The 19044-nt window shown below is 52.5% G+C and carries 20 protein-coding genes and 1 pseudogene; 16 read left to right on the top strand and 5 right to left on the bottom strand.

The genetic code is table 11. The features are described 5' to 3' along the window. Positions 1-329: 329 nt before the first annotated feature. The 3 genes and pseudogenes from DPO_RS26735 to lptF form a co-directional block, all read right to left on the bottom strand. Positions 330-971: pseudogene (locus DPO_RS26735) on the bottom strand (3-deoxy-D-manno-octulosonic acid transferase); the annotation flags it as partial. Positions 972-977: 6 nt separating this feature from the next. Beyond that, entirely contained in the window at positions 978-2054 is a 1077-nt protein-coding gene (gene lptG / locus DPO_RS10565) for an LPS export ABC transporter permease LptG (protein WP_006965867.1), read from the bottom strand. Further along, complete coding sequence (gene lptF, locus DPO_RS10570; RefSeq protein ID WP_006965868.1) at positions 2038-3240, bottom strand: LPS export ABC transporter permease LptF; 1203 nt, start codon at positions 3238-3240, stop codon at positions 2038-2040. Before lptF ends, lptG begins: the two co-directional genes overlap by 17 nt. A gap of 92 nt (positions 3241-3332) precedes the next feature. Between lptF and DPO_RS10575 the strand changes: the two genes are divergently transcribed. Next, the gene (locus DPO_RS10575) at positions 3333-3986 is read left to right on the top strand and encodes a thiamine diphosphokinase (RefSeq protein WP_024334038.1); all 654 of its coding nucleotides are present in this window, start codon (positions 3333-3335) and stop codon (positions 3984-3986) included. Positions 3987-4048: 62 nt separating this feature from the next. Here DPO_RS10575 and DPO_RS26570 read toward each other — a convergent pair whose 3' ends face one another. Continuing rightward, on the bottom strand, positions 4049-4357 hold the full coding sequence (locus tag DPO_RS26570) for an IscA/HesB family protein (RefSeq protein ID WP_201765622.1): 309 nt from the start codon (positions 4355-4357) through the stop codon (positions 4049-4051). A gap of 172 nt (positions 4358-4529) precedes the next feature. Here DPO_RS26570 and DPO_RS10585 point away from each other — a divergent pair, with 172 nt between their 5' ends. The 3 genes from DPO_RS10585 to DPO_RS10595 are packed head-to-tail and all read left to right on the top strand — an operon-like array spanning position 4530 to position 7397. Further along, on the top strand, positions 4530-5594 hold the full coding sequence (locus DPO_RS10585) for a hypothetical protein (protein ID WP_006965872.1): 1065 nt from the start codon (positions 4530-4532) through the stop codon (positions 5592-5594). Beyond that, a complete protein-coding gene (galE, locus tag DPO_RS10590; RefSeq protein ID WP_006965873.1) occupies positions 5591-6607 on the top strand; it encodes a UDP-glucose 4-epimerase GalE in 1017 nt (338 codons plus the stop codon). The genes DPO_RS10585 and galE overlap by 4 nt, the downstream gene beginning before the upstream one ends. Next, complete coding sequence (locus DPO_RS10595) at positions 6594-7397, top strand: ATP-grasp domain-containing protein (protein ID WP_152427640.1); 804 nt, start codon at positions 6594-6596, stop codon at positions 7395-7397. The genes galE and DPO_RS10595 overlap by 14 nt, the downstream gene beginning before the upstream one ends. 10 nt (positions 7398-7407) lie before the next feature. Here DPO_RS10595 and DPO_RS10600 read toward each other — a convergent pair whose 3' ends face one another. Next, on the bottom strand, positions 7408-7947 hold the full coding sequence (locus DPO_RS10600) for a hypothetical protein (RefSeq protein ID WP_006965875.1): 540 nt from the start codon (positions 7945-7947) through the stop codon (positions 7408-7410). 137 nt (positions 7948-8084) lie between these two features. Between DPO_RS10600 and DPO_RS10605 the strand changes: the two genes are divergently transcribed. From DPO_RS10605 to rsmH, 12 genes are all read left to right on the top strand, one after another. Beyond that, the gene (locus DPO_RS10605; RefSeq protein WP_006965876.1) at positions 8085-9032 is read left to right on the top strand and encodes a biotin--[acetyl-CoA-carboxylase] ligase; all 948 of its coding nucleotides are present in this window, start codon (positions 8085-8087) and stop codon (positions 9030-9032) included. 13 nt (positions 9033-9045) lie between these two features. Beyond that, positions 9046-9576 carry a biotin transporter BioY gene (locus DPO_RS10610; RefSeq protein WP_006965877.1) on the top strand — a complete coding sequence of 177 codons (531 nt, stop codon included), beginning with the start codon at positions 9046-9048 and terminating at the stop codon, positions 9574-9576. A 6-nt stretch (positions 9577-9582) separates the two neighbouring features. Further along, the gene (locus DPO_RS10615; RefSeq protein WP_006965878.1) at positions 9583-10338 is read left to right on the top strand and encodes an energy-coupling factor ABC transporter ATP-binding protein; all 756 of its coding nucleotides are present in this window, start codon (positions 9583-9585) and stop codon (positions 10336-10338) included. Further along, on the top strand, positions 10326-11111 hold the full coding sequence (locus DPO_RS10620; protein WP_006965879.1) for an energy-coupling factor transporter transmembrane component T family protein: 786 nt from the start codon (positions 10326-10328) through the stop codon (positions 11109-11111). The genes DPO_RS10615 and DPO_RS10620 overlap by 13 nt, the downstream gene beginning before the upstream one ends. Positions 11112-11236: 125 nt before the next feature. After that, the gene (locus tag DPO_RS10625) at positions 11237-11812 is read left to right on the top strand and encodes a hypothetical protein (RefSeq protein WP_006965880.1); all 576 of its coding nucleotides are present in this window, start codon (positions 11237-11239) and stop codon (positions 11810-11812) included. Positions 11813-11826: 14 nt separating this feature from the next. Beyond that, entirely contained in the window at positions 11827-12771 is a 945-nt protein-coding gene (locus DPO_RS10630; protein ID WP_006965881.1) for an ABC transporter ATP-binding protein, read from the top strand. A gap of 2 nt (positions 12772-12773) precedes the next feature. Continuing rightward, entirely contained in the window at positions 12774-13478 is a 705-nt protein-coding gene (locus DPO_RS10635) for an ABC transporter permease subunit (protein ID WP_006965882.1), read from the top strand. A gap of 9 nt (positions 13479-13487) precedes the next feature. Next, positions 13488-15698 (top strand): Gldg family protein, encoded by a 2211-nt coding sequence (locus DPO_RS10640; protein WP_006965883.1) that lies wholly within the window; start codon positions 13488-13490, stop codon positions 15696-15698. A 13-nt stretch (positions 15699-15711) separates the two neighbouring features. After that, a complete protein-coding gene (locus DPO_RS10645; protein ID WP_006965884.1) occupies positions 15712-16668 on the top strand; it encodes a DUF4340 domain-containing protein in 957 nt (318 codons plus the stop codon). 59 nt (positions 16669-16727) lie between these two features. Next, positions 16728-17405: a lysophospholipid acyltransferase family protein gene (locus tag DPO_RS10650; protein WP_236609944.1), complete on the top strand. Its 678-nt coding sequence runs from the start codon at positions 16728-16730 to the stop codon at positions 17403-17405. A 257-nt stretch (positions 17406-17662) separates the two neighbouring features. After that, entirely contained in the window at positions 17663-18103 is a 441-nt protein-coding gene (gene mraZ / locus DPO_RS10655) for a division/cell wall cluster transcriptional repressor MraZ (RefSeq protein WP_006965886.1), read from the top strand. A 2-nt stretch (positions 18104-18105) separates the two neighbouring features. Then, positions 18106-19044, top strand: a complete 939-nt coding sequence (gene rsmH / locus DPO_RS10660) for a 16S rRNA (cytosine(1402)-N(4))-methyltransferase RsmH (protein ID WP_006965887.1) — start codon at positions 18106-18108, stop codon at positions 19042-19044.

Consider the following 19044-nt stretch of genomic DNA (forward strand, 5'->3'; position numbering starts at 1 on the left):
TTTGCCAGCACGCCCAAACAGTCCAGAAGCATCACCGGTGCATCTTTGGGGTTATCTCGGGTGGTGGAAAGCAATATCGATTCCCCTCCTTTTTTGGCGATATCCCGGGCCACCTGTTTACACCGGCCCGGATCCCTGGGCGCAACCAACAGTTTCAGGTCCGGCACCTGTCGGCGCACCTGCTGAAAAGCTTCCCACACCATGGATTCTTCTTTGGGATGGGTGGATCCGGCCACCCACAATGGTTGAGTGTCATCCATGTGAAACCAGCTTTTAAGCTCATTTTTCTCTGTATCGGTCATGGTTTTCAGCGGATAATCAAATTTGATATTCCCGGCCAGAGTCAACCGGGACATGGGAACCCCCAGGGCATTGAACCGTTCCAGATCACGGCGGGTCTGCACCGCCACATGGGTCAGTCTGGAAAAAAAAAGCGGCCCGGCCGGTCCCAGCCGGCGGTACCCGTGAAAGGACCGGCGTGACAGCCTGGCGTTCACCAGAACCACAGGAATTTGTTTCCGATCCATGGCATGAAGAAATCCCGGCCACAGGTCGGTTTCCACCAGACAGACCCATGCCGGATCAATCTTTTTTTGGACCCTTGCAACGGCCCAGGGCAGATCAAAGGGAAAATACGCAAGTTGGGAAACCAGGGGCGAATCTGCCCGGCAGAACAGGGTGCGGGCCGTGTCATAACCGGTCCGGGTGGATGCCGTAAAAACGATCGGGGTCTGTGGAAAATGATCATGGACCGCCATAACCAGCGGCAGGGCGGATTTGACTTCCCCCACGGAAAGGGCGTGAATCCAGACCGGTTTCCGGGGACCGGACTGTTTTTTTATGCCGGTACAAAGCCCCAGGCGCTGCATCAGATTGGCCCGCCTTTTTTTCGACACCAGCCACACAATCGGCAAAAAAGGCAGCACCAGTATGAATCCCGTGATAACCAGGATGTGATAACACCAGATCATAACCGTTTATTCCGTGTTGATCAGAAAAATGATGCCGCCGCACAAAAACAACGCATTGGCCACCCAGGGCGCCACCATTGCGGGGAGCACCCCGGCATATCCCATGGACAGGCAGATGCCGTACACCACCCAGTAAAAAAAAGAGATGGCCACCCCCAGTCCGATGGCGCCGGGCAGATTCACCCGGGCAAAAGACCGCATACCTGCGGCCGCACCGGTCAAAGCCATGATGACGCAAATAAAGGGGAATGCGATTTTCCCGTGCATGTCCACTTCATACGTGGTGGCGTCATACCCTTCATCCCGGACTTTTTCCACATAGGATTTCAGTTCGAAAAATCCCATTTCATCGGATTTTTTCACCCATTGCCCCAGATCTTCAGGCACCAGGCCCAGATCCGACAGTCTCATGTCCGACAGGGTCACATCATAATCGTGGGTGTCCGGATTATAGGTCTGTTCCACCACATCCTCCAGAAGCCACTGCCCCAGCTCATATCTGCCGAAACGCGCATCGATGCGGGAAATCAGAGAAAAATCTTCCCCCAGAGTCGTGGCGCAGACACCGGCCACGGTTTTCTGGACCGGGTCAAAAAAACGGATGTGCACCAGCCGGTTGTCGGTTTTGATCCAGATATTGTTCTGGTTCTGGGTCATCTGATTTTGCTTCCGGATCTCATACTGACGGATATCATTGGATTTTGCCATGGACAACGGCACCAGGGATTCGCCTAAAACAAACATGATTCCGGCCATAATCAGGCTGATACCCACTGCCGGTCTGACCAGAAAATACACGGAGATGCCTGAAGATTTCACTGCGGTCAGCTCATTGTTCCGGTTCATCAGCCCGAACACGGTGATGGTAGCCAGAAGCACGGCGGCCGGAGTCAGTTGAACAAACATGAACGGCAGCTTGAGAACCACATACCAGAACGCATACACCAGTGAAATACTGGATTCCAGAAATTTATCCATGCGGGACAGATAATCGATGATCACAAAAAGCACCAGAATCAGGGCCTGAATCACCCCGAAAAAGGTCAGAAATTCTTTGAGCCAGTATCTATGCAGACAGGTCATGGCGTGTCAGTTTCGTGTAAATTTGTTTAATCCAAACCCCGGCCCGGGATATCTGTGCCGGCATCTTTACCGGATTTTCATCGGCATTTCGCTTGAGCAGATATATTGCCGCTCCGCCCATGATCAGGTTGGGAAGCCACATGCCCAGAACCGGGGGAAAACGACCGGTTTCTCCGGCAGACCATCCTGCGGCCAGAAAAATATAATAAACCAGCAGAAAAAACACCCCGAACCCCAGGCCGGACGAGCGTCCCGCAACCAGAGACTGAACCCCCAAAGGAAACGCCAGCAATCCCAGAAACAGGCAGGCAAACGGCACGGAAAATTTTTCATGCAGCACCATTCTGGCCTCGCTCATTCTGGTTTTGTCTCCTGCCTGGGACCGGATAAACGTCACCAGTTCCCGGATATCGTACTCGTCCAGATCCTTTTGAACGGCGGTGCCGTTTTTCTGCTGCATTTCAGCCAGGTCGATATTGATATCATAATGTCCGAACCGGATGTTGGACACGGTTTTTTCCTTGATGTCCACCTGATTGATCATCCCGTTGAACAGCCGGATGGTATACACATCCTTGTCCGGTGAATGAATCAACCGTCCTTCCGGGGCAATGGAAATCCGGGTCATGCCCTTCACCGACCGGTCCTCAATAAACACGTCTGTCAGGTCTTTTGTTTTCATGTCTACGTGTGACACATAGATCATGATGCCTTCAAGCCGGGAGTTGAACTGCCGTTCTTCTATGGCCAGATCCATGCTGGACCGGGCCATATCCAGGGTTTTTTCCTTGATGGACAGCTTGCCCCAGGGAACGGCGAACACGGTGACAAAAAGGGTCAGCCCGGTCCCCAGCAGGCAGAAGAGCAGCACCGGCGGCAGCAGCCGGTATAAAGACAGACCCGCCCCTTTCATGGCGGTCATTTCATTTTCTCCGGACATGCGGATAAATGTCAGCAGCACCGCCACCATCACGGACATGGGAATGGTGAATTCCATAAATCGGGGCAAGGTGAACACAATCATCATGATCACAGCCAGCATGTCTGCATTGTAATTGACCACCAGGTTCATGATTTCCGGAATCCGGGTCATCAGAAACACAAAAGTCAGAAAACACAGGCTGATCCCGAAAGGCGGGAAAAATTCCCGGAAAATATACCGATGTATGGTGGTGGGCGCACGCATAAGAAAGGAAATTATAAGTTTGGACTCCCGGTGTCAAGGCATGATGCAAATACCGGTTTTCAAACCCGGCATTTCATGGTATGAACACCTTCATGAACTGCATTGTCATCGCCGGGGGCCGCCTGGATCCGGCCCGGACCCGAACCTGGCACCGGCACATCCACCGTCTTCTGAAAACCGCGGATCTGATTATTGCTGCGGACAGCGGCGCCGGACATCTGAAAAAAAACGGAGTCCTTCCCCATGTGATCGTCGGGGATCTGGACTCCATTGACCCGGACACACTGAACTTTTTCAAAAAAAACAAAGTCCCGGTCCAACCTTATCCCCGCCGGAAAAACAGAACCGATATGGAATTGTGCCTGGATTATGCCAAAAACCGGGGTGCCACCCATATCACCATGCTGGCTGCCACCGGTACCCGGCTGGATCATACACTGGCCAATGTACTGCTGCTGGTTCCCCTGGCAGATGCCGGTATCTGTGTCAGAATCATGGATGCGCACAATGAGATCTGCCTGGTGAAAGACCGATTGGAACTGTCCGGAAATCCCGGGGATCTGGTGTCGCTCATCCCTTTGACCGCCACGGTCACCGGGGTCACCCTCACGGGCCTGTCCTATCCGCTCCGGGATCAGACATTGAGAATAGGCACCACCCTGGGCATCAGCAATTTTTTTTCAGAATCCGCGGCACAGATTTCCATCAAGTCCGGCACGCTTCTGGTGATCCGGTCCATGGATTGAATAAAAAAAGGTGCGCTTTTTACAGCACACCTTTTTTTACAATTTATCAATACAATATATGATCAGCCGCAGGATCCGCCGCATCCGCCACAATCCGGTGCGCCGAGATCCATATTGGAATCCAGATGAAATCCCATTCCCGTGAAATCGATTTTAATCTGTTCCGCTTTTTGCATGAATTCTTTGTCCACAACAAATTTGTGACCTTTTACTTCAAAACTGTCATCTGAATTTTTAGGCTCATCCAGAGCCATGGCCAGGGAGGGTCCCCCTCAGCCGCCGGAATTCAGAAAAATACGAATCGGGGTCGGTTCCTTCCCCTGAAAGTAGTTGTCGATCTGCTCCTTTGCAGGATCTGTCAATTCAATCATTGGTAAACTCTCCTTATGGTTTATTGAATTCAGGATGTGCCCGCCTGAATGACCCATAGTTTAATCACCGTCCCATGGCCTGTCAATGTCAGGCGGCCTTTTTTTATCCTCCGGTCATCAAAGTGGTATTCACGCGTTGCCATATTTGAAAAATTCTATATAACATATATTTATGAAATTGTCCGTTCCTTTTATTGCGGATGACCCCTATATCGATTTTCTGGTTAAAAACAAATCGTTACTGTCATCTGTGTATTTTGCGTTGCCAGACGGTCCGGCACTCGATGCCCGGGTTCAGTTCGGATCTTTGGACTTGCCTTTTTTAAAAAAGCATCTGCCCCGCCTGGGTAAAATCAAAACCTATTGTCTTTTCAACACCCGCTTTATCACCCCGGACCGGTATTTTGACACCCGGTTTCTGAACCGGATACTGGACCGGCTCCAGGCCCTGGATTCGATTGGCGGCCTCAGCGGCATCGTGTTCTCGGATATGTATCTGCTCACGGCCCTGTCAAAAACCGGGCACAAACAGGTGAAATCCCTGGAAGCCGTGCCCGGAATCAACATGATGCTGGACAATGCCCCCAAAGCATTTTCCATGCTGGCAGCCATCCGGGAAACCCGGTTTAAACTGCCTGGAAAACTGGTGCTGGACCGATCTTTGAACCGGGATTTCAACGGCTTGGGAAAAATGGTGTCCGCCATCCGGCAGGCCTTTCCGGATGTGGGCATTGAACTGATGGCCAATGAAGGGTGCCTGAGCCACTGCCCGTTCAAACTCACCCATGATGCCCAGGTGTCTTTGTCCAATACCAGACTGGTCCCGGAGATGACCCACCGGATCAGTCAGGTGCATGGGTGTCATGATTTTTTTCATCATCACCCACATTTTTTTTTCAGCAGTCCGTTCATCCGGCCCGAAGATCTGACCGCGTATGCCCGGCTTGCCGACACGGTCAAAATCAGCGGCCGAACTCTGGGATCACGCTTTTTAATTCAGGCCGTCAATGCATATATCCACCAATCATTTGACGGCAACCTGCTGGAATTGATGGATGCCACCCGGTTTTTAGCCGATGCTTATCACGTGGACAACAAACAGCTGGGACCTGATTTTTTAAACACCCTTGCCGGGTGCAATCACTTGTGTGTAAACTGCACCCGATGCCGGGACCTGTTCAACCGAACCGCCCGGCAACAGACACGGATACTCAAACCTTACAAGGACAGATCATGAAAATACTGGTGACCGGTGGTGCCGGCTATATCGGCAGCCACACCTGCGTGGCCCTTCTCGAACAGAACATGGATGTGGTGGTGGTGGACAATCTGTGCAACAGCACGGAAGCCTCCTTAACCCGGGTGGAGCAGATCACCGGCAAATCCGTGGATTTCTTTAACAGGGATCTGCTGGACAAAGACGCGCTCAGCCGGGTCTTTGAACGGTCCCGGCCCGATGCGGTGATTCATTTTGCCGGGCTCAAAGCCGTGGGGGAATCCATTACCCTGCCGTTGACCTATTTTCACAACAATATTACCGGCACCTTGAACCTGTTGTCGGTCATGGCTGAATCAGATGTCAAAAAAATTATTTTTTCCTCTTCCGCCACCGTGTATGGAGATCCCGACACCCTGCCCATCACGGAAACGTTTCCGTTGTCCGTCACCAACCCCTACGGCCGGACCAAATTAATGATCGAACAGATTCTTGAGGATCTGTTCATATCCGACCCTGCATGGCATATTGCCCGGCTCCGGTATTTCAATCCGGTGGGGGCCCATCCTAGCGGTCTGATCGGAGAAGACCCCCGGGGAATTCCCAACAATCTGGTGCCTTATATCGCCCGGGTGGCCATTGGTTCCCTGGACCGGGTCCGGGTGTTCGGCAATGATTACCCGACCCCGGACGGCACCGGGGTCCGGGATTATATTCATGTGTGTGATCTGGCGGAAGGTCATGTCAAAACCCTGCCCGGACTGCTGGCCGCCCCCGGTGTTCTCACCTACAACTTAGGCACGGGAAAAGGATATTCGGTATTGGAAATGATCCAGGGATTTGAACGGGCCTGCGGCCGCCCCATCCCCTATGACACAGATCCCCGGCGGCCCGGGGATATCGCAGCCTGCTGGGCCGACCCCGGCAAAGCCGAAAACGAACTGGGGTGGAAGGCCACTCGAACCTTAGACGACATGTGTGCAGACGCCTGGCGCTGGCAGCAGAAAAATCCCCATGGCTATGACCGATCCTAACCTTTGTCCGGCCAATTCAGGCCTGGTGGCCATCGGGGCCCGGCTCAGGCACTGTTCCCGGATCACGACACTGGGATTCCGGCCCAATTTTAGTGACTATTCCCTTAAACAACAGCAGCAGCTGATCTCGGCCCGGCGCATCCTCTACCCCACCGCGTTTTATGCAAGTCTGTTCAATGCCATGGGCAAACCCACGTTTCCCAGTGTTCACACCTACACTTTTGCCATGGACAAAATCCGGCAGACCGCCATGTTTCAGATGCTGGGCGTTCCGCATCCCAAAACCCGGGTATATTACGGTCCCCGCCAGAAACAGACCATCCTGTCAGAATTTTCTTTTCCATTCATTGCCAAAATCCCCCGGGGCTCGGCCCGGGGCCAGGGGGTTTTTCTCATTACAAATCCAAAAGATCTGTCCACGTACCTGAACCGGAAAGGCCCGGCCTATATCCAGGAATACCTGGCTTTAGACCGGGACATGCGGATCATCATCATCGGCCGGGACGTGGTGCTGGCCTACTGGCGGGTCGCCCCGGCAGATACCTTCAAAACCAATATCTCCCAGGGAGGCCACATCTGTTTTGATCCGGTGCCGGCCGCTGCTCTGGATCTGGCGCTTTCAACCGCTGACAAATGCGGGTGGGACGATGTGGGCATCGATATTGTGGAATCCCAGGGCCGGTTTCTGGTGCTGGAAGGCAATATGAAATACGGGACCAAAGGATTTAAAACCGTGGGAATCGATTACAAGCAGATGCTGTGCGACAAAATTCTCAACAATGAGGTCTGACCGGGACCGCCTACAGCAACCCGGCGTCTTTTTCATCTTTTTCCCATTCCGACAGATACGCCTGAACAGCGGCATACCTGGCATTTTCCCGGGGCCTTAACCACACATATCCCATGGCCTCCAGATGATTTTCCAGCAGACTGAAAAATGCGGCCGCCACCTGGTGCCCATCATCTCCAGGCACGGGGACCGCATTCATCCGGTTTTCCACCGCCCGGGTCAGGTGCCCTTCAGGGACAAAAAAATCACACACCACATGATTCCATTCTTCGGGAAAATCCTGGATTTTCCATGCAATCAGATGGTCCGGCCGCAGAATCCGGGTATTTTTCACATTGAAATCCGACCGGACAATCTTTGTTTTTCCCGGGGCAAATCCCATCAATGCTTCGAGCACATCCCGGGCCGTATGCCCGAAAATCCACTCTTCAGGCCCCAGCAGCACCGGGGGGAATTCTGCACTGGTCAACGCGAATTCAAACGGACCGGTCTCTTTCCAGAACTGCCTGAAATCGGAGGCATGGGGCAACACCTGTCTGACGACCTTCATATCTGTGTTTCCTTTTCACTCATTTTTCTTTTATAAACCACATGGGCGGTCCGGTTCAAGTAAAACCGAAAAACCGAACCCGGCGGATCAATTTTCTTGACCGGATGTGATTTTTCTGTTAACCATTCTTTCCTGTTATGGTTAACGAAACACAGCATATCCGCCAGATCATCCTGGAAAAATTATACCGGGCAAAGGGCCGCACCATTTCCGGGGTCAGACTCAGTGAACTGACCGGCATCTCCCGGGTGGCCATATGGAAACATATCCATGCTTTGAAACAAGACGGGTTTCTGATCGAATCCAGCCCTAAAGGGTATTTTCTGACAGACCCGGACAACCTGCTGCTGCCGGTCTGCTTTGACCCGCCTTTATCCGAACGGATCCATTATTTTCCCCGGGTGACCACCACCATGGACACGGCAAGAGAACTGGCCCGGCAGGGTGTGCCCCATGCCAGCTGTGTGGTGGCGGAACATCAGACAAAAGCCCGGGGCCGGCTCAACCGCAAATGGGAATCAGACCCGGGTGGGCTGTGGATCACCCTAATTTTGACTCCGGACACCCCGCCGGCCCTGGCCTATCTGTACAATTTTGCCGCATCCCTGAGTCTGTCTTTGACTTTGGAAACCTTGTTCAAACTGGATGTGCGGGTCAAATGGCCCAATGACCTTCTGCTGGAGGGAAAAAAACTGGCAGGGCTATTGTCTGAGATCGAAACCCGGGCGGATATGATCCGGTTTCTGCTGGTGGGTATTGGTATCAATGTCAACAACGACCCCTCTTCCAGTGCATTTGAGGCCATCTCCATTGGCCAGGCCCTGGGCCGACCCGTATCCAGAAAAAAAATTCTGGCGCAATTTCTCCAGTGTTTCTTTGACCGGATCCAGGATTTGAATGCCCGAAACATCATGGGGGCATGGAAGCAGCGCACCAGTACCATCGGCACCCGGGTCCGGGTGGAAACCCGGAATCAGACCATCCAAGGCCTGGCCCAAGATGTGGATGACGCGGGCACCCTGTGGGTGAAAGATTCAAAAGGACAAAATCATCCCATTATTTACGGGGACTGTTTTCATACCTGAAAGGAAATATACGATGACTCAGACAGACAGTTTGCGGCCCATGGTTCATGCGGCATTGTTTGTGGCTTTGATATGTGTGGGTGCGTTTATCGCCATTCCCATTGGACCGGTTCCCATAGTGCTGCAGAACATGTTTGTTCTGCTGGCCGGCCTGATTCTGGGACCGGCCTGGGGAACCGCCTGCGTTGCCGTGTATCTGCTGATCGGCCTGGCCGGTTTGCCGGTATTTGCCGGCGGCACGTCAGGAATCGGAAAAATATTCGGCCCCACAGGCGGATATCTGCTGGGATACCTGCCTGCGGTCCTGGTGACCGGGGCGATATCCAGGTTTCTGGGCCAAACACCGTTCCGGGATATCCTGGCCATGATCGGAGGTTCCATCATGCTCTACGGGGTCGGGGTCCCATGGTTGAAGCTGGCGTTTTCCCTGTCCTGGGGCCAGGCCCTGGCGCTGGGCCTGATTCCGTTTCTTTTGGGGGATGCCGTGAAAATCGCGGGCGCTGTGGTCATGGCCCGAAAAATCCGGCCCCTGCTCAAGGAATAATTTATCATGCCCCGGCCCATTCTGGAAATCGATCATTTAACCCATGCATTTTTCAACGGTACAGGGATTCATGATATCTGCGCCCGGATCTTTCCCGGAGAATTTATTCTTGTGGCCGGACCCAACGGATCCGGAAAAACCACGCTGATAAAGCATCTCAATGCCCTGGTCCGGCCGACATCCGGTGAAATCCGGCTCCATGGCCGATCCGTGACAAAAGACCTGATTGTCACCCGGAAAACCATCGGCATGGTATTCCAGGATGCAGACACCCAGATTGTTGCAGACACTGTCGAAGATGAGGTGGCATTCGGCCTGGAAAACCTGAATACACCCCGGGCCCGGATTCTTGAAAAAGTCGATCAGACCCTGGCATACATGAATCTGATCCATTTAAAAGACCGGAACCCTTCCACCCTGTCCGGCGGTGAGAAACGACGGCTGGCCATTGCCGGCATCCTGGTCATGGATCCGGAAATTATCGTGCTGGATGAGCCCTTTGCCAACCTGGATTATCCCGCTTCCCGGGATCTGGTGGAGATCATCTGCCGGTTGAACCGGGAAGGACAAACCATTATCATGGCGACCCACGAAGTGGAAGAGGTGATCACTTACGCGTCCCGAATGCTCATCATGGACGGTCAGGGCCGTCTGGTCAAAGATGGGCCGCCCAGAGAACTGCTGGGAAATCTGGAGTACTTCGGCATCAGAGAACCCTGTTTTTCCCGAATGGGATATTCGGCCCCGCCATGGCAGACCTGACCCTGTTTTCTTTTCAGGCCGGCACCACGGTCCTGCATCACCTGGATGTCCGGGCCAAGACCGTTCTGGTGTGCATGCTGAGCATGGCGCTGTTCACCGCCGGGTTCAGCGCATGCCTGGTCTGCTTTCTGGTGGTGTATCCATTGATGTGTGCCATCGGCATGCCCATGGACCGCTTAATCATCCGATTAAAGGGATTTATCCTGCTTCTGGTCCTTATGGCGGCAACCCGGGCGGTCACGGTACCGGGAGAACCGATTTTATCTGTTTCAGGGATTGAGATCACCCGGCAGGGCCTGGCCCAGGGATCTTTGGTAGGGGTGCGTTTTTTTCTGGTCATGGTGATTGGCCTGCTCTTTGCCGCCACCACCCGGCCGGCTGCGTTGAAAAGCGCGGCCCAATGGTTTTTGGCACCTGTTCCGTTTGTGCCGGAAAAGCGGGCGGCCATCATGATCAGTCTGTGCCTCAAATTTTTTCCCCTGATCCTTTCCCGGGCCGGACAAACAGCAGACGCGGTGAATGCACGGTGCGGCAGTTTCAAAAAAAACCCGGTCCGGCAAATCCGGTTTCTGACCCTGCCCCTGCTCAAAAAAACCGTTATCAGTGCCGATCATTTGTGTCTGGCCATGGATGCCCGGTGTTACACGGAACACCGCACGGATCCCGCATTTGAATCCAGCGGCAGAGAACGGCTCTTTCTGGGGGCCGGCACCGGGCTCTGCACAGCGATGGTAATTCTTTCCCGGGAATCCTTCTGGATGATATTTTGGTAATCTGCCACATTTGTGGTTGATCCGCGTTTCAATTTGTTGTACAGTTTTCGATCACGATAATTCATCATTACTTTTATGAATGACCTGATAAAATAATACAGGCGTTGTAAAAGGAGGTATCCATCATGACATCCCCCAGGGACCCTGTTTCAGGCCCTTCCGTGCTGGATTTGCGGGGAAGGCAGTCTGTCCGGGCGACATTTAAACTGTCCCAGAAAGCCATCGATGCCATCGGGCTGGTGGCGGTTCACATGGGCATCAAGCAGAAATCCCTGTTTGACCACATCATTGAAGATATGGATGCCATGGAAAAACTGGCCCGGTCCATCCGTTTGCCCCAGTTTGAAAAAATCCACCGGCGGCAGAAAACCTATGTCATGAGCCGCCGGACCATCGATGCCTTGAGCACGGTGTCAAGGGCCCATGACATGCCAAGGGATGCGCTGGTGGAATATGCGGTGCAGAAACTGGAATCTGTGATACAAAGCGAAAAACTGCGCCATGAAGAACGCAAAAAAATGGCGGTTGAAGTGATGGCCCACTTTGAAAAAGGAGAACAGCTGTACCGGTCGGTCACCCGGAATCTGGGAAAGGACGATCCGTTCTCCCGCCATCTGGGCAAAGCGGTTCAGGCGGCCAGAAAAACAGCGGAAGAACTTCAGACATTTCTGAATAAAAGCCGGGTACTGGAAGATTTTTAACCAAGGAGGTTGCATTGATAGAGATTCAAGATCTGACCAAATACTATAATGATTTCTGCGCGGTGGATCATATCAGCCTGTCGGTTCGACCCGGAGAGATTCTGGGCCTGCTCGGGCCCAACGGCGCAGGAAAGACCACCACGCTGCGAATGCTCACCGGATATTTCAAACCCACATCCGGACAGATCTCGGTCAAGGATCTTCACATGCCTGAGCATACCCTGAAAATCAAATCATTGGTGGGGTATCTGCCGGAATCAGCGCCGTTGTACCATAACATGCTGGTGTATGATTATCTGACCTATGTGGCCCGGCTCAAAGGGTTGAAAGACCCGGACCGCCAACTGGAACGGCTTCACACCCTGGCCGATCTGTGCGGCTTGTCCGGCATCATGCACAAACCCATCGTTACCCTGTCCAAAGGGCTTAAACAACGGGTGGGGCTGGCCCATGCCATGATGACGGACCCGGAAATCCTGATACTGGATGAACCCACCTCCGGCCTGGATCCCAATCAGATCGCCGAGATCCGGAGCATCATCCGGCAGATCGGCAAGAAAAAAACCGTTATTTTTTCCACCCATATCCTCAGTGAAGCAGAAGCCACCTGCGACCGCATTGTGATCATCAACAACGGCAAGGTCGTGGCCGACGACACCACCACCCGGCTCAAACAGGGCGCGCTTCAGAACAATCTGATCCGTCTGGCCCTGAAAGGACCGGATTTAAAAACCGCGTGTCAGTTTCTGGCGGACATGAATTTGAATCTGTCTGTCAGCGCCCTGACCCCGGACATGGATGACCAGGTGCGCGTTGAAATCCAGGGGCCGCCGGACCGGGATGTCCGGTCCGACATCTACCTGAAAATCAAGGAAACCGACTGGATCATCATGGAACTGACCAAAGAAACCCAGGCACTTGAACATATATTCCAAAAACTGACCCGGGAGAATACCTGATCATGTCACAAATCAAAATCATTGCATTAAAAGAGTTTAAAGATTATTTCATATCCCCCATCGCCTATATTGTGATCGCTTTGTTTCTGATTGTGGTAGGCTGGTTTTTCTTTTCCACTTTTTTCATCTACAGCCGGGCTGATCTGCGGGATTTTTTCGCGCTGCTGCCCATGGTGTTCTCGTTTTTTGTTCCCGCGCTGACCATGCGGTTGTTTGCGGAAGAAAAAAACGTGGGATCCTATGAAACCCTGTTGACCATGCCGGTGTCTTTTGTCCACATCGCTTTGGGAAAATTTTTTGCCGCCACCCTGTTTACCTGTGCCATGCTGGTGCCCACCCTGTCCTACCCCATATTCATTTCTTTGATCGGGGACCTGGACTGGGGACCGGTGGCCGGCGGATATATCGGGGCCGTTTTCCTGGCCGGGGCATACTGTGCCATGGGATTGTTTGCTTCCGCTCTGACCCGCAATCAGATCATCGCGTTTATCATCGGATGCGCCCTGTGCTTTACATTGACCATCATCAACCGGATGCTGTTTTTCATGCCGTCGGAAATTGTAACGGTGATTGAATATTTCGGGGCCAACACCCATTTTGCCAATTTTTCCAAAGGTATCCTGGATACCCGGGACATTCTGTATTTTATCAGCCTGATATCCATTTTTCTCTTTTCCACCCATCTTGTGATGCAGGAAAAAAATTAAGGAGGCTTCATGGGATTTTTCAAAGAACATTATATTAAGTTTGTTTTATATATGGCCGTGATTGTGCTGGTGAACATCGTCGGGCTGACTCTTTTTTTCAGGGCTGATTTGACGGCCAGCAAAATTTTTTCATTGTCCGATGCCAGTCAAAAAGCCGTGGCCACCTTGTCTGAACCGTTGAGCATCAAGGTGTTTTTCTCCAACAACCTGCCGGCACCCCATAACAACACCCAAAGGTATCTCAAAGACCTGCTGGATGAATACGCGGCCCGGGCCGGCCGTCTGTTCAACTATCAGTTCTACAATGTCTCTTCCGCAGAAGGGGATTTGAGCGCAAACGCTGTGGAAAACCGGGAACTGGCCCAAAGCTACGGCATTTCCCCCATCCAGATCCGGATGATGGAAAACGATGAACTCAAATTCACAAACGCTTACATGGGTCTGGTGCTCATCCATGGGGATCTCATTGAAAAAATCAATGCAGTGACTTCCGCGGACGGTCTGGAATACCAGCTGACCACTGCCATCCAGAAACTCAACAACAAAGTCTCTGCCCTGCTGCGCTTAAACGACAAGATCCAGGCCACCCTGTACTTATCCTCTTCATTGAATGATATTGCCCCGCTGATCGGACTGGACAACCTGCCCGGCCTGGAACAGACCGTGAAAAAAACCATTGACGGCATCAATGCCAAGAGTCTGGATCTCCTGTCATTTGATCGTCAGGACATCACCGACAAACAAGCCCTGAACGATATCGGCAAAAAATATGATCTTCTGGCGTTGTCCTGGCCCGACATTCAGGACCAGAATATTCCGGCCGGCCAGGGAGCTGCCGGTCTGGTGCTGACATATCAGGACCAGGCTGCCAGCCTGCCGCTCATCACAGCCGTGGATCTGCCCATTATCGGCACCACCTATCAGATGGCGGACCCGGACACACTGGAACAGGATATCATGGGCATTATCGAAAAAATGATCGGTATCAACCAGGATATCGGATTTCTGGCGGATCACGGCACACCGGCTTTGGTTCCGGACCGCAGGACCATGATGCAGGGGGGATCAGGGGGCGACATGCAGGTGTTCAACGATCTGTTGTCCCACCGGTACAATATCAGACAGATCGCGCTCAAAGATCAGACCATACCCGACGGTCTCAACTGCCTGATCATTACCAAACCCACGGAACCGTTTTCCGATTACGAGCTGTTCCAGATCGACCAGGCCCTGATGAAAGGCACCAACATCGCTTTTTTCGGAGACGCATTCAATGAAATCGCTCCCCGGGGCAGCATGGGCATGCCCCAGTACTTTCCCATCGACACGGGACTTGAAAAGCTGCTGGCCCACTACGGCATCACCATGACACCCGCATTTGTGATGGACAAAACCGCGTATAAACATCAGCCCAGAGAGGGTGGGGAACAGATCATCTATTTTGCGCCCATGCTCAAGGAAGATACCATCAACAATACGCCGGCGTTCATGCGCAATATCAAAGGCATCATTGCCATGCAGGCCTCTCCGTTGTCTCTTGTATCAGACAATCTGACATCCGCCGGTGTGACAGCCACCCGGCTGCTGAGCACCTCAAAAGAATCCTGGCTCATGAAAGATGAGATCAACCTGAATCCCATGTTCATCTCTCCGCCGGAATCTTCTGAAGAGATGGACAGTTATGATCTGGCCTATCTGCTGGAAGGCACTTTCACCAGCTATTTCAAAGACAAGCCTGTTCCTGAAAAACCCATGGGAGAAGAGGACATATCTGAATCCGACACCCCGGCAGACGCAGGTGAAACAACAGATCCGGCAGCCACGGATGCGGTTGAATCCGACACAGCGGCACCAGAGGGCGATACCCCGGAAGTGGTGGCACAAAACCGGATTCTGGAAACCTCCCGGCCGGCCAAAATCTTTGTGCTCGGGTGTTCCCAGATGCTGATGGACAACATGCTGGACCCGGAAGGCCGCACCACCAATGCCACATTCATTTTGAACACCATCGACCATTTGAACGGCAAGGATGAGATTGCGGCCATGCGAAGCAAGCAGCAGATGCTCAATCCTTTGGCCGACACCACTGCTTTTGTCCGGACAATGATCAAGGCCTTGAACATTGCCGGACTGCCCGTGCTGGTGTTTGTTTTCGGAATCGGTGTCTGGGGAACCGGAAAAATCCGCCGGAAAAAAATTGCCAAACAGTTCAACGCATAAAGGATATGTTGCCATGAAAAAAGAATATCTGATTCTGATATTGATCATTGTGATTCTGGCCGGCTATCTTGTCCTGAAAAAAGAAGACGGCCGTCATTATACCCTGCCGGAACCCCCATCCGTGGATACAGAAAAAATCGACCGCCTGACTGTGGTGCAGACCGATCAAACCCTTGATTTTGTCCGGACGGAATCGGGATGGGCGGTGACAAAGCACGCCTATCCGGCAGATGACGGCGCTGTTAAAAAAATGCTGGATGTCATGTCCGGGCTGACCCTGTCCGCCCTGGTTTCCGAAAAACAGGATGTGGCCCGGTATGAACTGGACCCGTCCCGGGTATTGACCGTCACCGCTTTTCAGAAGGATACCCCGGTCATGTCTTTTAAAATCGGCAAAACGGCCCCCACTTTCAACCACACGTTTGTGATGCTGGAAAACGATCCCAACATCTATCATGCCAATGACAGTTTTCGATCCCATTTCAACAAATCCGTGGATGAATTCAGAGACCGGCAGGTTCTGGCATTTCAGGAAAAAGACATTGAAAAAATCACCCTCCAAACCCCTGAAAAACAGGTGGTGCTGACCGCCCGAAAACCGGCGGCGGAGGATAAAGAAGCGCAGGACTCAACACCGGTGTTTGATTATCCGGACGGCGCCTCACCGGATCCGAAAACCGTGTCCAACCTGCTGTATTCATTATCCGCTCTGACCTGTGACCGATTTGCAACGGACACAAACAAAGCCGATCTGAAAGCTTTATCCCCGCGTCTGGCAGTGATTCTGGACAACGGTACTTCCCGGGTGCTGACACTGTTTGAACCGGATGGGGATGAATCCGTGCCGGCCACCTCATCCATGAACGACTATGTATTTTTTTTAAAACCCCAGGTTGCTGAAGATATCACATCCTATGCCCTTGATTTGGCCGGACTCACCCCGCCGGAAGAAGAGGAAACCAAGGAATAAATCAGTCTGTGAACCGAATTTTAAAATGGATATATCAGCCGTATAAATGGGTGATTGTCATGCCTTTCATGGTGATCAACACCCTTGTTGCAGGAATGATCTGTATTGTTGTGGGCGCTTTTTTTTCCCGGGACGCCACCAATGCACTTGCCGTGATATGGTCCCGCCTGGCCTGCGGCATCGTACCCGTCAAGGTGAAACTGACCGGCAAAAAAAACTGTCAACAACGGCATGCTTATGTGGTGGTGGCCAACCACCAGTCCATGGTGGATATCCCGGTGATCCACGGGTTTATGGGACTGCATATCAAATGGGTGATGAAACAGGAACTGAGAAAAATTCCCGTTTTCGGCACGGCCTGCCATTACTTAGGGTGTATTTTCATCGACCGGTCCCGTCACGATGCAGCGATCCAATCCATTCGTCAGGCCAAAAAACGCATGTCTGCCAAAGCATCGGTCCTGTTTTTCGCCGAAGGTACCCGGAGCCGGGACGGACAGGTGCAGCCCTTTAAAAAAGGCGCGTTTGTATTTGCCAGAGAAACCGGACTGCCGGTTCTGCCGGTCACCATCAAACACTCCCGTGAGGTGCTGCCCCCGGACTCCCTGAACCTGATTCCCGGGCCGGTGGAAATTATCGTGCACCGGCCCGTGTATGTGCTGCCCGGAGATGCCGGGCGGCTGGAAGACACCATCGAAGCCGTCCGAACCACCATTGCCGGGCCTCTGAACGGCTGATTGCCGGATCTTTGACCGGCTGATTCCCGGCCCGTTCCACCTGTCCCCTTTTGCTCCACTCTTTAATCCACTTTACTCCCCGCTGCCTGCCTGCCTGTATTCCATCAAAAATTTTAATTATTTTCTGACCCATATCCTGTATTTTTTATATAGATCTGATTTTTTTTCTTGACTTATGCCTGAATTTTAGCAAAAGTGTGTTAAATGGTGGAGGAAAGTGGATCTTTTACCCAAAACCAGGAAGGCAGGCGACAGACATGTTTCGATCAAGCTCCTTTCATACCATCGACCCAAAGGGCAGGATTATCATTCCGGCAAGGTTCCGGGACGTGCTCAAGGCTGATGATGAATACGGGGTGGTGGTTTCCATCAAGGATGGATGCCTGTATGCCTACACTTTCAATGAATGGAAGCAGCTGGAGAAAAAAATTCTGGCCGCCAAAAGCGCGGCCATGGAAAAATTCAAACGGTTTTTTCTGGGCAATGCCTGCCCGTTGAAATGTGACAAACAGGACCGGATTTTAATTCCCCCCAGCCTGCGCACTTATGCAGGCATTGAAAAGGACATTGTCTTAGTGGGGGTTTTGGACCGGTTTGAAATATGGGCCCGGGAAAGATGGGACCAGGAAAATATGAAAATGGAGCAGGAACTTGAAAAAGAGGAAGTAAGGGAGGAAATTGCTTCCCTGGGGCTGTAGCCATGGGATTTGATCACACGACCGTGATGCCGGCGGAAGTCTTTGCGTACCAGAACCTGAAACCCGGAGATATCTGTGTGGACGGGACCCTGGGAGGGGCTGGACACGCCCGTGCGACCATACAGGCCATTCTCCCGGACGGCCTGTTCATCGGAATCGATCAGGATCTGGATGCCATCGCCCACGCCCGAAATGTGCTGCACCCGTTCAAACAGAACATCATTCTGGTTCATGACAATTTCTCGCACCTTTCAGCGATCCTGGATCAGCATGATATCCCCCGGGTCAACGCCATTGTGCTGGACTTAGGCTTTTCATTCAACCAGATCACCCGGGCACACCGGGGATTCAGTTTCAACCGGGATGAACCTTTAGACATGCGGATGGATACCCGACAGAACATGACGGCTGAAATCATTGTAAATACGTTTTCTCAGCAAGCCCTGGTGGACCTGTTTTTTTCCTTTGGGGAAGAAAAATTTTCCCGCCGCATTGCCGGGGCCATTGTCCGGGAACGGGCCGATCATTCTTTGAAAACCACCCGGCAATTGAGCCAGATCATTGTGGACACCGTCCCTAAAGCACAGGCCGCCGCATCGAAAATACATCCGGCCACCCGCGTATTTCAGGCATTGCGCATTGCCGTGAACCGGGAACTGGATCATCTGACCCGGTTCATGGAACAGGTCCCGGACCTGCTGACCCAAGGCGGCCGAATCTGTATTATCAGTTTTCATTCTCTGGAAGACCGCATTGTCAAACAGCATTTAAAAACCTATGAAACCGGGTGTACCTGCCCCAAAACCCTGCCCCGGTGCGTATGCCACAAACAACCGGTCATGAAATCGATTGTAAAAAAAATAATCACCCCCACACCCGAGGAAATTGCTGCAAATCCCATGGCCCGAAGCGCCCGGCTCAGAGTGGCGGAAAGGCTATGA

Origin of the sequence: Desulfotignum phosphitoxidans DSM 13687, assembly GCF_000350545.1 — a bacterium.
GTDB lineage: Bacteria > Desulfobacterota > Desulfobacteria > Desulfobacterales > Desulfobacteraceae > Desulfotignum > Desulfotignum phosphitoxidans.